The organism is Streptomyces viridosporus (genome assembly GCF_002078235.1).
Lineage (GTDB): Bacteria > Actinomycetota > Actinomycetes > Streptomycetales > Streptomycetaceae > Streptomyces > Streptomyces viridosporus.
On the sequence record NZ_MSGP01000512.1, the window covers coordinates 1 to 14539 of the forward strand.

Sequence of the window (14539 nt, forward strand, 5' to 3'; positions counted from 1 at the left end):
CGGCTCATCGGGCCCTCCGTGCACGCGGTGTCGTGCCTCTGTTGTAGAGGACGCCCACCGCTTTATGCAACTAGTTGCATAAGCGTGACGGAGGGCACAGCGGTCCGGTGGCGCCGCGCCCGGGGCCCCGGACGCGGCGCCACCGGACCGCTGTGCCCTCCGTCACGCTTATGCAACTAGTTGCATAAAGCGGTGGGCGTCCTCTACAACAGAGGCACGACACCGCGTGCACGGAGGGCCCGATGAGCCGTTACCCCCACCTGTTGACCCCCCTCGACCTGGGCTTCACCACGCTGCCCAACCGGGTCCTCATGGGCTCCATGCACGTCGGCCTGGAGGAGGCCGAGGGCGGCTTCGCGCGCATGGCCGAGTTCTACGCCGCCCGAGCCCGCGGCGGAGTGGGCCTCATCGTCACCGGCGGCATCGCCCCCAACGACGAGGGGCGGCCCCACGAGGGCGGCGCGCGGCTCACCACCGAGGCGGAGGCCGAGCAGCACCGGGTCGTCACCGAGGCCGTGCACCGCGAGGGCGGGCGCATCGCGATGCAGATCCTCCACTTCGGCCGGTACGCCTACCACCGGGACCTGGTCGCCCCGAGCCCCCTCCAGGCGCCGATCAGCCCCTTCCCGCCCCGCGAGCTCACCGACGCCGAGGTCGAGCGCACCGTCGACGACTACGCCCGCGCCGCCCGCCTCGCGCGGCAGGCCGGCTACGACGGCGTCGAGATCATGGGCTCCGAGGGCTACCTGATCAACGAGTTCATCGCCACGCAGACCAACCACCGCACGGACCGCTGGGGCGGCTCCTACGAGAACCGGATGCGCTTCCCCGTCGAGATCGTCCGCCGGGTGCGCGAGGCGGTCGGCGAGGACTTCATCGTCGTCTACCGGCTCTCCATGCTCGACCTGGTCCCCGGCGGCTCCACGCTGGGCGAGGTGATCACGCTGGCCAAGGCCGTCGAGGCGGCCGGCGCCACGATCATCAACACCGGCATCGGCTGGCACGAGGCCCGCATCCCCACCATCGCCACCTCGGTCCCGCGCGGTGCGTACACCTGGGTGACCAAGCGCCTCATGGGCGAGGTGTCGGTCCCGCTGGTCACCACCAACCGCATCAACACCCCCGAACTCGCCGAGCGGCTGCTCGCCGAGGGGTACGCGGACATGGTGTCGATGGCCCGCCCGATGCTCGCCGACCCCGACTTCGTCGCCAAGGCCGCGGACGGCCGCCCCGAGGCGATCAACACCTGCATCGGCTGCAACCAGGCCTGCCTCGACCACACCTTCAGCGGGCAGATCACCTCCTGCCTGGTCAACCCGCGCGCCTGTCACGAGACCGAGCTGGTGCTGGCCCCGACCCGGCGCCGCAAGCGGATCGCGGTGGTCGGGGCCGGCCCGGCCGGCCTCGCCTGCGCCGTCAGCGCCGCCGAACGCGGCCACGACGTCACCCTGTTCGACGCCGCGAGCGAGATCGGCGGCCAGCTCAACGTGGCCCGCAAGGTCCCCGGCAAGCAGGAGTTCGACGAGACCCTGCGCTACTTCCGCACCCGGCTCGCCGAACTGGCCGTGGACGTACGGCTCGACACCCACGTCACCGCCGACGACGTGTCCGGTCACGACGAGGTCGTCGTCGCCACCGGCGTCACCCCCCGCACCCCGGACATCCCCGGCGTCGACCACCCGAGCGTGCTCGGCTACCTCGACGTGCTGCGCGACGGCGCCCCCGTCGGCGAGCGGGTGGCGATCCTCGGCGCGGGCGGCATCGGCTTCGACGTCGCCGAGTTCCTCACCGACGGCGGCGACAAGGCGCACGAGAACCCCGAGACGTACTTCCGCCAGTGGGGCGTCGACCTCGACTACCGCGCCCCCGGCGGCCTCGCCGCGCCCGAGCGGCCCGCCCCGCCGCGCACCGTGCACCTGCTCCAGCGCAAGACGTCCAAGGTCGGCGCCGGCCTCGGCAAGACCACCGGCTGGATCCACCGCACCGAACTCAGGCACCGCGGGGTCACCATGGTCCCGGGCGTGCGCTACGACCGGATCGACGACGCCGGGCTCCACCTCACCATCGACGGCGAGAGCACCGTCCTGGAGGTCGACACGGTCGTCCTGTGCACCGGACAGGAGCCGCGCCGCGACCTGTACGAGGCGCTCGTCGCCGCCGGCCGCACGGTCCACCTGATCGGCGGCGCCGACGTGGCCGCCGAACTGGACGCCAAGCGCGCCGTCAAGCAGGGCACGGAGCTGGCGGCGGCGCTGTAGGGGACCCGCGGCCCGTCCCTAGGATGAGCCCCATGTCACTCCCGCACGCGATCCTCACCGCCCTGCTCGAGAAGCCGTCGTCGGGGCTGGAGCTGACTCGCCGGTTCGACAAGTCGATCGGCTACTTCTGGTCGGCGACGCACCAGCAGATCTACCGCGAGCTGGGGAAGCTGGAGGCGGAGGGCCTGATCCGGGCCCTCCCCGCCGAGCAGCCGGCCCGGGGGCAGAAGAAGGCGTACGAGGTCCTGCCGGCGGGACGCGCGGAACTGGCCCGCTGGACCGGCGCGCCCCAGGACCCCAAGCCGCACCGCGACGCGCTGCTGCTGCGGCTGAGGGCGGCGGCCGTGGTCGGCGCGGCGGGGCTCGAGGCCGATCTGCGGCGCCATCTGGAGCTGCACGAGCGCCAGCTGACGGAGTACCGGGAGATCGAGCGGCGCGACTTCCCGCCCGGCAAGGACGGGACGGAGGACCGGCTGCGGCACCTGGTGCTGCGCGCCGGTATCGACCTGGAGACCTTCTGGATCCAGTGGCTCGGCCACGCGCTGTCGGAGTTCGCGCGCCTGCCGGACCCGGGGGAGGCGGAACGGACCGGGGAGCCCCGGGCGTGACCCCCCGGGGCTCCCCGGTGGAACGACGCCGGCCGCCCGACCGGAGCGCGTCGGACGTGATGGCGGCCGGCGCCGGGCCTACAGGTGGCGCGGCCTGCTGCGCCGGCGCACGTACCAGGCCGTGGCGAGGAGACCGGTGCCGACCAGAGTGCCGCCCGTCACCAGCGCCGCCGTGCCGTAGTCCTTCGAGCCGCCGCCGATGCCGCCCATCACCCCGAGGGACGGCGAGGCCGCGGGGGAGGCCGCCGGCGGATCGGGCGCGGGGGAGACGATGACGGACTGGGTGCCGGCGGGGTTGCCGTTCGAGCACATCACGATCACCGTGTACGTGCCCGGGGCGACGTCCCCCCACGCGGCGGACTGTCCCGAGGCGGTCCCCGACAGCGCCACCTGACGGCCCTGGGAGAAGCTCGTCTGGCTGCTGGTGAGCAGCGAGGCGTTGCCCCAGCTGCCGTTGGCCTGCGTGCACGCACTGGTGGTGACCGAGACCGTCGACCCGGTGGTACTGACGGAGATCCCGGTGTTCGCGGTGGCCGGACCGGTCAGGGCGAGGGCCAGCACGGCGGCCGCCGCGACCGGACCGGAGCCGAGCAGTGGCTTCGAGGTGCGCATGTGGACTGCCTTCCGGGGGCACGGCCGGCGGTGCGTTCCTCGCTCCGCCGAGAATCGGGGGACACCCGTGCCGCCACACGACCAGCCAAGACGCACCCGGCCCGCCGCGCACTCCGGTCGCCGCCGGGCAGGTGACGCCCTGCACCGTCCGGCCGACCGGAGGGCACCGGTCAGCGCCGCGGGCCCGTCGTCACCGTGCGCTCCGCCGAGAAGCCGCCCCAGGTTCCGTCCGGCAGCATCGCCCGGATCCGGACCCGATGGGTGACCCCCGCCTCCCGCCCCACGTAGAAGCGGTACGCCGCCCGGTCGCGCGAGGCGTCGCCGCCCTGGACGAGCGAGGTGGCCGCGCGGCCGTCCAGGTGCACCTCGTACTCGGTGACCACTCCGTCCACCCGCGGCGGCACCCAGCTCAGGTCGAGGTAGTACGCCCCGTCGGAGCGGTGGCTCGTGGCGCGGAAGCCGGTGGGCGCGGTGGGCGCGGCGGCCCCGCCGCCGGCGGTGGTGAGGCGGACGGCGGCGCCGGCCGGGGAGAGGTTGCCGGCCGCGTCCCGGGCCCGGACGGTGAACACGTAGCGGGTGCCCGGCCGCAGCCCCGTGACCACGGCGGCCGTCTGGTTCCCGCCGACACTGTGGATCTTCGTTCCGCCCTGCTGGATGTCGTAGGACACCACGCCCCGGTCGTCCGTCGAGGCGGACCACGACAGCTGGACCGCCCGGCTCCCGGCCGCCCGGCCGCGCAGCTTCGCCGGACGGGTCGGGGCGGAGTCGTCCGCTGCCGCCGCCCCGGGGGTCCTCGCCCGGACCTCCCGGCTGCTCGGTCCGAGCCGCCCCTTCGCGTCACGCGCCCGCACGGTGAAGACATACACGGTCGAGGGACGGAGCCTGGTGACGTCCACCATGTGCTCGGAACCGGGTACTTCCTTGACCTTGGTGGTGCCCTGATACACCTCGTACCGGCTCACCTCGGCGTCGGCCGCGGCGACCGCGTTCCACATGACGTGCACGCTGGTGGCACTGCCGGCCTCGGCCGTGACGCCCGTCGGTGCTCCGGGCGGCCGGTCCGCCGCTCCCTCACCCGATCGGCCCCCTCCGCAGGAGGTGACCAGCAGGAACACCGCGCAGAGCGCGGCAAGGCGGCGCGGGGACACGACAGCGGGAACGCCTCGCACGACTCTGCCTCCGGGGCGGCACACGGCAGGGGCCCGGATGGGGGCCCGGGTAATGGTCCGGACCAATATGGCCCCGATGACGGGGTCACATCAAGAGGGTGCCGGTGAACGGCGCTCCGGCACATTACGTATGCTGAAGGTGCGAACGGCTGAACTGCCCATGAGGGCTCGGGAGTTCAGGCCCGTGGCGCGGACCGCTGTCGTCGCAGATCCCGCGCCGGCGCGGGCGGCCGGGGGCCGGAGCGGACACGGGTTCGGGCCCCCGGCCCTGTCACGGCCGCCGACGCGACCGTCCACCGTCCGGCCCTGCCGGGGTGGCGCCGGCACCGCCGCGGGATCAAATGGGGCCGAGTGACCGTCAGTGTCCCCGACGAGAGGCCCTCTTGATCGTGTCCCGAATACAGTCGTTCACCCTGGCCGTAGCCGGTGCCGTCCTGCTCGTTCCCATGACGCTTCCCGCCGCCGCCGTGCCGCAGACCCGCACCGAACCGGTCGCGTGGCGCGCGGCCCCCGTCTCCGCCGCCGAACTGCTGGCCGAGGTGCGCGACTGCGCACCCGTCTCCCAGGGCCGCTACCGCGAGGACCACGGCTCCTCCGCCACCGTCCCGGTGTGCGGCACCCACGACGCCGTGTTCTGGAAGGCCGACATGGACATCGACTGCGACGGCCGTCCCGGCCGCCACTGCAACCCCCTGAACGACCCGTACTTCTCCGCCGCCACGGCCTTCGCCCAGTCCGACGGCCTCCCGCTGAGCTCCGAGGACCTGCCCTTCGTGGTGGTGCCCGCGCCCAGCGCCGTATGGGACTACCGGGCCCACGGCGTGCGCGGCGGATCGGTCGTGGCGGTGGTGTACCAGGGCCGGGTGCAGTACGGGGTCGTCGGCGACACCGGCCCCACAAACGTCATCGGCGAGGCGTCCTACGCCATGGCCGAGGCGCTCGGCATCAACCCCGACCCGCGAAGCGGCGGCGCGCCTTCCGGTGTCACCTACATCGTGTTCAAGGACAGCCGGGCGACCCCCATCGAGGACCACCGGGCAGCGGTGACCGAGGGGGAGCGGCTGGCCCGGCAGTTCGTGAACGGCGGCTGAACCGGCCGCAGGGACGTCGCACGGCCGGAACCACCGGCTCGGGGAGCCGGTGTCGGCGGGGGACGGCGAAGGGGAGGCGGCGGGGCGGAGGGAGCCGCCCCGCCGGCCCCTCGCGCCCGCCGGCCCCTCACGTCTTCCGGTACGTGTACGCCTCCGAGGCCGCCGCCTCCACCGCCGCCAGATCGGCCCCCGCGGCCGCCGTGACCACCGCGGCCACCGCGCCCTCCACGAACGGCGCGTCCACCAGACGGGTGTGCTCGGGCAGCTCGTCGCCCTCGGCGAGCAGCGCCTTCACCGTGAGCACCGCGCTGCCCAGGTCGGCCAGGACGGCGACACCGGCTCCGCGGTCGACGGACGCGGCCGCCGCGGAGACCAACTCCGCGCTCGTGCCCAGGCCGCCGCTCTCGGTGCCGCCCGCCGGTGCCACCGGCACCGCGGTACCGGCGCCCGCCAGCCCCTTCGCCAGCTCCGCCACCGACGCGGCCACCGTCGCGCTGTGCGACACCAGCACGATGCCCACCGTCTTCCCGTCACTCATCCCCGGCCCCCGCCCCCGAAGCGGCATCGGCCAGCGCGGCGATCAGCAGCGCCGCCGACGTGGCCCCCGGGTCCTGGTGCCCGATGCTCCGCTCGCCGAGATAACTGGCCCTGCCCTTGCGGGCCCGCAACGGCGTCGTGGCCACGGCGCCCTCCTCGGCGGCGCTGCGGGCCGCGGCGAACGAGTCACCGAGCGCGTCCACGGCGGGCAGCAACGCGTCGATCATCGTCTTGTCGCCCGCCGCGGCACCCCCGAGCTGCATCACCGCGTCCACCCCGGCACGCAGGGCCTCGGCCAGCTGCCGCTCGTCGACCTCGGTGGCCTCCCCGAGCGCCTTGCCGGTGCGGCGCAGCAGCGTCCCGTACAGCGGGCCCGACGCACCGCCCACGGTCGAGACGAGCAGCCGTCCGGACTGGACCAGCACCGCGCCGGGTGTGGTGGGTGGTTCCTTCTCCAGCGCGGTCCGCACCGCCGCGAATCCGCGCTGGAGGTTGCTGCCGTGGTCGGCGTCGCCGATCGGCGAGTCGAGGGCGGTCAGCCGGTCCGCCTCGCGGTCCACGGATGCGGCGGTCACCGTCATCCAACGGCGGAAGAAGTCGGCGTCGAGCACGGGATCTCCTCGCGTACTAGGTCTTCGTGAAGCATTTCCCGGCGTCCCTCACATGCCCCAGCGCAGCCCCGGCGTCCGCACCGGCGCGTCCCACAGCCGCAGCAGGTCCTCGTCGACCTGGCACAGGGTGACCGAGGCGCCCGCCATGTCCAGGGACGTGACGTAGTTGCCGACGAGGACCCGGGCGACGGGCACACCGCGCTCGCCGAGCACCCGCTGCACCTCGGCGTTGAAGCCGTACAGCTCCAGCAGCGGCGTCGCGCCCATGCCGTTGACCAGGACCAGGACGGGGTTGCGCGGGGTGAGGTCCTCCAGGATCGCGTCGACGGCGACCCCGGCGATCTCGCCGGAGGTCATCATGGGCCGCCGCTCCCGGCCGGGCTCCCCGTGGATGCCGATGCCCAACTCCAGCTCACCGGCGGGGAGGTCGAAGGTCGGACTGCCCTTGGCGGGCGTCGTGCAGGCGCTCAGCGCCACACCGAAGCTGCGGGAGTTCTCGTTCACCTGCCGGGCGATCGCCTCCACCTGCTCCAGCGTCCGGCCCTCCTCCGCCGCCGCGCCCGCGATCTTCTCCACGAACAGCGTCGCCCCCGTGCCCCGCCGCCCGGCCGTGTAGAGGCTGTCGGTCACCGCGACATCGTCGTTGACCAGCACCTTCGCGACCCGGATGCCCTCGTCCTCGGCCAGCTCGGCGGCCATGTCGAAGTTGAGCACGTCACCGGTGTAGTTCTTCACGACGAACAGCACCCCGGCCCCGCTGTCCACGGCCGCCGCCGCCCGCACCATCTGGTCGGGCACGGGCGAGGTGAACACCTCTCCGGGACAGGCCGCCGACAGCATCCCCGGTCCCACGAACCCGCCGTGCAGCGGCTCGTGCCCGGACCCCCCGCCGGAGACCAGGGCCACCTTCCCGGCCACGGGCGCGTCCTTGCGCACGACCACCCGGTTCTCCACGTCCACCGCCAGCTCGGGATGGGCCGCCGCCATGCCGCGCAACGCGTCCGCCACGACGGTCTCCGGGACGTTGATGAGCATCTTCATGGGTGCCTCCTGGGAGCTCAGTGGGTGGGTTTTCGGTCTGCGTCTTCGCTGGTCGGATCGGGTACGGGGACTTTTCGACCTTGGTGGTCGGTAGCGGCCGGAAGCGGGCTGTGGCGGTACTGACGCCGATGCGACGCCGACTTCGGTGACGGGCCGTCAGGGCGATCGGGCGGTCGGGCGGTCGGGTGGGAATCGGATGGAGTGCCGCTGTCGGCAGTATCGGTCTTGCGGCAGCGAAGGGCACGCGCGAGGACGTCGTGGGCGTGCCCCGGTTCCGGAGCGGGCGGGTCCGGTCGTGACCGGACGGCGGCGTCCTGCGTGGAACGTGTCGGGCGGACACCTGGGCCGCGGAGGTCGCCCGCCGCCCGTATCGCGACCGTCGCCCGCGGCGGCTCACGCGCACCGGCCGGCACCGCCCGGTGCGCGACGTCCGGCACCGGAACCACCGGCGGAAAGGAACGGGCGCCGCCGAATGGCCGCAAGGGCGTCAGCCCCGCCCCGTGGCGGCGGGCGGCACGGCCTGCTCCAGTCGCGCCCGCAGCGTGCCCTCGAAATCCTCGGCCCGGGACAGCTGGACCCGGAGCTTCTCCACCTGTTCGGCGGCGACCCGCTGATAGGCGCGGACCCGGTCGAGGAGTGCCTCGCGCTCCTCGCCGTCGAGCCCGCCGTCGGCGTCGAGGCGGTCGGTGGCGTCCAGCAGGTCGCGCATCTGGTCCAGGGTGAAGCCGAGCGGCTTCATGCGCCGGATGACCATGAGGCGCTGCACGTCGGTCTCGGTGTAGAGGCGGAAGCCGCCCTGGGAACGGGCGGAGGGGATGACGAGACCGGTCTCCTCGTAGTGGCGGATGGTGCGCAGGGACAGTTCGGTCCGCGCGGCGACCTCGCCGATCTGCATGTGCTTGCCGTCCACGCCGCTGATCCTCTGGTCCTTTTGGTCTCCGTCGGCCCGGCCCGGGTGGGCACCGCCGATCTCTACCCTAACGTTAGGGTAGAGTTGCTGAACGGCGAGGGCGGTGTGCCGCTGCCCCGCCGTTGTCGTGTCGGGGCCGACGACGCCCCCGTCGGAATCCCGATTCTTGCAGGAGAGAAGCGTGCGCGAGCCCACGACGCCCGGCGCCGCCTGTCCGCCGTGACACTCCACCCCCGGACATGAGTCCGGCCGCGCCGCCGCACGGCCCCGCTCCGTCTCCTTCGCCTCCCGGCTCCGCGTCCCGCGGTGCCACCCGCGGGGTGCCGCCCCGGCCCCTCCGCGCCCTCCCGCACACCCCCCGCCTGCCGAGCGGGGTGTGCCCGAGCACGACAGGTTCCGTCTCCCTTGTCTTCTGCCGCACCCGCCCCGTCCCCGGCCGCACGTCTGCGCGGCCTGAAGCCCGACTGGATCTCCGACCCCAAGGTCTGGCGCACCGAGGTCCTGGCCGGCCTGGTCGTCGCCCTGGCCCTGATCCCCGAGGCGATCTCGTTCTCGATCATCGCGGGCGTCGACCCGGCGATCGGCCTGTTCGCCTCCTTCACCATGGCCGTCGTGATCTCGGTGGTGGGCGGTCGGCGAGCGATGATCTCCGCCGCCACCGGTGCCATCGCCCTGGTGGTCGCCCCGCTGAACCGTGAACACGGTCTCGGCCACCTGATCGCGGCCGTCATCCTGGCCGGCGCCTTCCAGGTCGTCCTGGGGGCGCTCGGAGTGGCGAAGCTGATGCGGTTCATCCCGCGCTCGGTGATGGTCGGCTTCGTCAACTCCCTCGCCATCCTCATCTTCATGGCGCAGGTGCCGGAGATGCGGAACGTGCCCTGGCCCGTGTACCCGCTGATCATCGGCGGCCTGGCGCTGATGGTGTTCTTCCCGAGGATCACCACCGTCGTCCCGGCCCCGCTCGTCTCGATCGTCGTCCTCACCGTGATCACGGTCGCGGCGGGCATCGCCGTGCCGACCGTGGGCGACAAGGGCGAGCTGCCGTCCTCGCTGCCCGTGCCGGGCCTGCCGGACGTGCCGTTCACGCTGGAGACGCTGACGACGATCGCCCCGTACGCGTTCGCGATGGCGCTGGTCGGACTGATGGAGTCGCTGATGACGGCGAAGCTCGTCGACGACATCACCGACACCCGCTCCGACAAGACCCGTGAGTCCATCGGCCAGGGCATCGCCAACATCGTCACCGGCTTCTTCGGCGGCATGGGCGGCTGCGCCATGATCGGCCAGACGATGATCAACGTGAAGGTCTCCGGCGCCCGCACCCGCCTGTCGACCTTCCTCGCCGGCGCGTTCCTGATGGTGCTGTGCATCGTCTTCGGCCCGGTCGTCTCCGACATCCCCATGGCCGCCCTGGTCGCCGTCATGGTCATGGTGTCGTTCGCGACCTTCGACTGGCACTCCGTCGCCCCGAAGACGCTCCGGCGGATGCCCGCCGGCGAGATCGCCGTCATGCTCGTCACCGTCGCCTGCGTCGTCGCCACCCACAACCTCGCCATCGGCGTCGTCGTCGGCTCCGTCACCGCCATGGTCGTCTTCGCCAAGCGCGTCGCCCACCTCGCCGAGGTCACGGCCGTCACCGACCCCGACGGCACGACCGTGGTCTACCGGGTCACCGGCGAGCTGTTCTTCGCCTCCTCCAACGACCTCGTCGGCCGGTTCGCCTACGCCACCGACCCGGAGAAGGTCGTCATCGACCTGAGCTCGGCGCACATCTGGGACGCCTCCTCCGTCGCGGCCCTCGACGCCGTCGAGACCAAGTACGCCCGGTACGGCAAGACCGTCGAGATCACCGGCCTCAACGCCCCCAGCGCCCAGCTCCACGACAAGCTCACCGGCGAACTGTCCGCCCACTGATCGTCACCCCACTGACGGCGGCGGGGATCCCCCGGCCCGGTGGCCGGGGGACCCCCGCACGGGTGGGCGGGTCACCGGTCGTTCGCCAGGGCGACGAGGTCGGCGAGCAGGCCGCCGGCGTCGACCAGGTCCTCGTACCGTCCGTGCCCGACGACCCGGCCCTCGTCCATGACGAGGACGCGGTCGGCGAGACGGGTGCCCTCGAGCCGGTGGGTGACGACGACGGTCATGCGTTCGGCGGCGATCCTCCTGATCCGGAGGAGGACGGCGTGCTCGCCGCGGGCGTCCGTCCGGGAGGCCGGTTCGTCCGGGACCAGCAGCGGTGTCCGCCGGTCCAGGGCACGTCCGCACACCAGGCGCTGCCACTGTCCTCCGGACAGTGAGGAGTCCGGGCGCGGCCCGTCAGCGACGTCGGCGGGTGTTGAGCCGGGCGGCCTGCCGTGTCAGGTGGTCGCGCTCGGCGAGGTCGGGTGCCTTCCGGGCCGCCTCGGCGTACAGCCGTGCCGCCGTCGCCAGGTCGCCGTCGCGCTCGTGGAGGTACGCCGCCACCGCGGTGTGGCGGGGCAGTGAGGCGTCCAGTTCCGCGAGCGCCGCCAGTCCGGCGCGCGGTCCGTCGGCCTCGCCGACGGCGACCGCGCGGTTGAGCCGGACGACCGGGCTGTCGGTCAGGCGCGTGAGCTCGTCGTACCACTCGACGATCTGCACCCAGTCGGTCTCCTCGGCGGTGGGCGCGTCGGCGTGGAGCGCCGCGACGGCGGCCTGGGCCTGGAACTCGCCCAGCCGGTCGCGGGCGAGGGCCGCCTGCAGGATCTCGACGCCCTCCGCGATCAGCGCGGTGTCCCACCGGCCGCGGTCCTGCTCGGCGAGCGGCACCAGGCTGCCGTCGGGAGCGGTCCGGGCGGCGCGCCGGGCGTGGTGGAGCAGCATGAGGGCGAGCAGCCCCGCCACCTCGGGGTGGTCGATCGCGGCGGCGAGCCGCCGGGTGAGCCGGATGGCCTCGGCGGCGAGGTCGACGTCGCCGGAGTAGCCCTCGTTGAAGACCAGGTAGAGGACGCGCAGCACGGTGGAGACGTCGCCGGGCCGGTCGAACCTTCCCCAAGCTCTCGGCTTCGCTCGAGCAGGGGAGACCCCAACGCCGGAGACGGTGCGCTTGGCCCGGCTGATCCGCTGCGCCATGGTCGCCTCGGGCACCAGGTAGGCCCGGGCGATCTGGCGGGTGGTGAGTCCGCCGACGGCGCGCAGCGTGAGCGCGACCGCGGACGACGGCGTCAGTGACGGGTGGGCGCACAGGAAGTAGAGCTGGAGCGTGTCGTCCACCGCGGGCGCGGGCCCGGGCGCCGGTTCCTCGTCGACGAGGTCCTCGCGCCGGCGGCGGGCCGCGTCCGCCCGGGCCGCGTCGAGGAACTTGCGCCAGGCCACGGTGACCAGCCAGCCCTTCGGGTCACGCGGGGGAGCGGTCGGCCAGACGCGGACCGCCTCGATGAGCGCGTCCTGCACGGCGTCCTCGGCCGCCGCGAAGTCGGCTCCGCGGCGGACGAGAACGGCGAGCACGCTCGGCGTGAGGCTCCGCAGGAGGACCTCGTCCATCGACGAGGTCACTCCGTGATGGTGGGCGGCGCGGCCAGGAACGGGCGCACCTCGAGCCACTCGTGGATCGGCTTCCCGCCCGCCCCGGGAGCGGCCGACAGTTCCCCGGCCAGCTCGACGGCGCGCTCGCGGCTGTCGACGTCGATCACCATCCAGCCGGCGATGAGGTCCTTGGTCTCGGCGAACGGGCCGTCGGTGACCGGCGGGCGCCCCTCGCCGTCGTACCGGACGAACATGCCCTCGGGGGCGAGCGCCTGACCGTCGACGAACTCGCCGGTCTTCTCGAGCCGGGCCGCGAAGTCGTTCATGTACTGCACGTGGGCCGAGATCTCCTCCGGGGTCCACTGGTCCATGGGCACGTCGTTGACCGGGGCCGGGGCGCCGCGGTAGTGCTTGAGCAGCAGGTACTTGGCCATCGTGTCTCTCCTCGGTGCTGGTGCGACCCATTGTGGTCGCGTTCACTGCGGGGACGGAGCCGGCCACGGGTTCTCGACATCGCCGCCCGACTTTTTTCGGGCCCTCCCGGACGAGCCCGGGGACGCCGTCCCGCGGTGCCGGGGTCGGCCGCCGGATTCCAGGGCGCCGCGCTGTCCGAGACGAACGACTCGAGAAGGCCGTCGAGGCGTACAACGCGCAGTCCGTCCACACGCACCACCTGCGCTCGCCCGAGCACATCGGGAGCTTCCTACGGGGGCTGCGTCTGGTCGAACCGGGCCCGGTCAGGTTCACCGACTGGCGCCCGGACCCCGACTCCGCGGGCATCCCTCACGAACAGGGCCACGCCGTCGGGGCGGTGGGCCCCAAGGAGTAGGGGCCCTCCCGGTCGCATGCGCGGGGCCCGCCCGGGCAGGAGGCGTCAGACCCGCTCCAGGGGGCGGTGCGGCCCGCTGGGGAGTTCCGCCTCGATCGTGTCGCCCGGGCGCACCGTGCCGCCCTCCTTCACGATGCTCATGATTCCGGCCCTGCGCACGACGTTCCCGGCTTCGTCGCGGCCGACCACCTGCTTCAGCAGGCCTTCCTGGAAGGCGTCGATCTGCAGGCAGGGATTGCGCAGGCCGGTCACCTCCAGCACCGCACCGTCGCCGATGCGCAGCAGCGTGCCGACCGGCAGGCCGAGCAGATCGATGCCGCGGGTGGTGATGTTCTCACCGAGGTCGCCGGGCGCCACCTCGAAGCCCTCCGTGCCGACCTCGGCGAAGAGCTCTTCGTGGATGAGGTGGACCTGGCGCAGGTTCGGTCGGGTCGGGTCCTGCGCGACCCGCGAGCGGTGCTTGACCGTCACGCCGGCATGGACGTCCCCCTCGACACCGAGCCCGGCGAGCAGCGTGATGCTGTCCCGGTTCGGCTTGGTGAACGAGTACACGCCGTTGCTGCTGACCGCTGTTACCGTCCCGTTCATGTCCGGATCCCCCTCCTGGCGACGGTGATTCGGTCATGATCCCATCCCTCGGACCGCATCGGCTGTGTCAGGGCACGCGGTTCCAGAAGTCGAGGTCGTGTTCGCGGGGGTGGTCGACGGGCCCGATGCGCCGCGACGCCGGTGACCGTGTGCACGGGCGACCGAGGGGCCCGGGCGGTGGGGAGCCAGGCGGGCAGACCGGTACCGGCGGGGGCCCGCGATTCCTCACGGCGGAAGCCTTCCGCGCGGACGCCGGCCCCGGAGCGCGCACGCACCGGAGACGACCTGACCGGACGCGAGGCCGGGCCCGTCGGCGCGCTCGTCGTGGCCCGGGGCGTCGGTGAACGCAGCGGAAGGGCCCGGGAGGCTCCTGAAAAGGGGGCGGGTGTCGACCCGCCCCCTTCCGGCCCGCAGGCCCTCCTCCAGGAGCTTTGCCGCACGTGCGAGAACGTGGTGGCGTCGGCAGGGCTACGCGGGGCCCCCGTCGGCGCCGGACGCCTCGAGCCGGGCGGCCAGTGTCTGCGCGTCGTACGGCCCGGTGTGGCGGCGGTTGCCGATGAAGAAGGTGGGAGCACCCTGGGCACCGCTGGCCTCGGCGCTGGCCACGTCGGCCCGCACCCGGGCCGCCGTCCGCTCCGAGTCGAGGTCCTCGAGGAACCTCTCGACGTCGAGTCCGACCTGGCCGGCGTAGCCGAGGATGTCCTCGAACTCGAGCTGGTCCTGGTGGGCGAAGAGCAGGTCGTGCATCTGCCAGAAGCGTCCCTGGGCGTCGGCGGCGACGGCCGCCCGGGCGGCGAGCTCG

16 protein-coding genes are annotated in these 14539 nt (G+C 73.4%); 5 read left to right on the forward strand and 11 right to left on the reverse strand.

Features of this window, described 5'->3' with window-relative positions; genetic code table 11:
* Positions 1-242 precede the first annotated feature (242 nt).
* Positions 243-2258, forward strand: a complete 2016-nt coding sequence (locus B7L92_RS30855; RefSeq protein ID WP_081240631.1) for an NADPH-dependent 2,4-dienoyl-CoA reductase — start codon at positions 243-245, stop codon at positions 2256-2258.
* Positions 2259-2290: 32 nt separating this feature from the next.
* Positions 2291-2866 (forward strand): PadR family transcriptional regulator, encoded by a 576-nt coding sequence (locus B7L92_RS30860; RefSeq protein ID WP_081240632.1) that lies wholly within the window; start codon positions 2291-2293, stop codon positions 2864-2866.
* A 78-nt stretch (positions 2867-2944) separates the two neighbouring features.
* On the opposite strand, the gene B7L92_RS30865 is transcribed toward B7L92_RS30860, so the two are convergent.
* Positions 2945-3478 carry a hypothetical protein gene (locus B7L92_RS30865; protein WP_081240633.1) on the reverse strand — a complete coding sequence of 178 codons (534 nt, stop codon included), beginning with the start codon at positions 3476-3478 and terminating at the stop codon, positions 2945-2947.
* A 170-nt stretch (positions 3479-3648) separates the two neighbouring features.
* Positions 3649-4647, reverse strand: a complete 999-nt coding sequence (locus B7L92_RS30870) for a fibronectin type III domain-containing protein (RefSeq protein ID WP_081240634.1) — start codon at positions 4645-4647, stop codon at positions 3649-3651.
* A gap of 446 nt (positions 4648-5093) precedes the next feature.
* On the opposite strand from B7L92_RS30870, the gene B7L92_RS30875 reads away from it, so the two are divergent.
* Entirely contained in the window at positions 5094-5738 is a 645-nt protein-coding gene (locus B7L92_RS30875) for a glycoside hydrolase family 75 protein (protein WP_081240643.1), read from the forward strand.
* Between the two features lie 127 nt (positions 5739-5865).
* On the opposite strand, the gene B7L92_RS30880 is transcribed toward B7L92_RS30875, so the two are convergent.
* The 4 genes from B7L92_RS30880 to B7L92_RS30895 form a co-directional block, all read right to left on the reverse strand.
* A complete protein-coding gene (locus tag B7L92_RS30880; RefSeq protein ID WP_081240635.1) occupies positions 5866-6276 on the reverse strand; it encodes a PTS-dependent dihydroxyacetone kinase phosphotransferase subunit DhaM in 411 nt (136 codons plus the stop codon).
* Complete coding sequence (gene dhaL / locus B7L92_RS30885; RefSeq protein WP_081240636.1) at positions 6269-6886, reverse strand: dihydroxyacetone kinase subunit DhaL; 618 nt, start codon at positions 6884-6886, stop codon at positions 6269-6271. The genes B7L92_RS30880 and dhaL overlap by 8 nt, the downstream gene beginning before the upstream one ends.
* A gap of 48 nt (positions 6887-6934) precedes the next feature.
* Positions 6935-7927, reverse strand: a complete 993-nt coding sequence (dhaK, locus tag B7L92_RS30890; protein ID WP_081240637.1) for a dihydroxyacetone kinase subunit DhaK — start codon at positions 7925-7927, stop codon at positions 6935-6937.
* A 487-nt stretch (positions 7928-8414) separates the two neighbouring features.
* Positions 8415-8837, reverse strand: coding sequence for a MerR family transcriptional regulator (locus tag B7L92_RS30895; protein WP_016827484.1), 423 nt, complete (start codon positions 8835-8837; stop codon positions 8415-8417).
* A gap of 405 nt (positions 8838-9242) precedes the next feature.
* Between B7L92_RS30895 and B7L92_RS30900 the strand changes: the two genes are divergently transcribed.
* Positions 9243-10751 carry a SulP family inorganic anion transporter gene (locus B7L92_RS30900; protein WP_081240638.1) on the forward strand — a complete coding sequence of 503 codons (1509 nt, stop codon included), beginning with the start codon at positions 9243-9245 and terminating at the stop codon, positions 10749-10751.
* A gap of 71 nt (positions 10752-10822) precedes the next feature.
* On the opposite strand, the gene B7L92_RS30905 is transcribed toward B7L92_RS30900, so the two are convergent.
* The 3 genes from B7L92_RS30905 to B7L92_RS30915 are packed head-to-tail and all read right to left on the reverse strand — an operon-like array spanning position 10823 to position 12754.
* Positions 10823-11104 carry a hypothetical protein gene (locus B7L92_RS30905; protein ID WP_174704048.1) on the reverse strand — a complete coding sequence of 94 codons (282 nt, stop codon included), beginning with the start codon at positions 11102-11104 and terminating at the stop codon, positions 10823-10825.
* Between the two features lie 49 nt (positions 11105-11153).
* Positions 11154-12338 (reverse strand): RNA polymerase sigma factor, encoded by a 1185-nt coding sequence (locus B7L92_RS30910; protein ID WP_081240639.1) that lies wholly within the window; start codon positions 12336-12338, stop codon positions 11154-11156.
* A gap of 8 nt (positions 12339-12346) precedes the next feature.
* A complete protein-coding gene (locus tag B7L92_RS30915; RefSeq protein WP_081240640.1) occupies positions 12347-12754 on the reverse strand; it encodes a YciI family protein in 408 nt (135 codons plus the stop codon).
* A gap of 32 nt (positions 12755-12786) precedes the next feature.
* Here B7L92_RS30915 and B7L92_RS30920 point away from each other — a divergent pair, with 32 nt between their 5' ends.
* The gene (locus B7L92_RS30920) at positions 12787-13149 is read left to right on the forward strand and encodes an SAM-dependent methyltransferase (protein ID WP_255311217.1); all 363 of its coding nucleotides are present in this window, start codon (positions 12787-12789) and stop codon (positions 13147-13149) included.
* Between the two features lie 45 nt (positions 13150-13194).
* On the opposite strand, the gene B7L92_RS30925 is transcribed toward B7L92_RS30920, so the two are convergent.
* Positions 13195-13737, reverse strand: a complete 543-nt coding sequence (locus B7L92_RS30925) for an MOSC domain-containing protein (RefSeq protein WP_081240642.1) — start codon at positions 13735-13737, stop codon at positions 13195-13197.
* A 468-nt stretch (positions 13738-14205) separates the two neighbouring features.
* Positions 14206-14539: DsbA family protein (locus B7L92_RS30930; RefSeq protein WP_159461074.1), on the reverse strand; the 334-nt coding region annotated here is incomplete at its 5' end.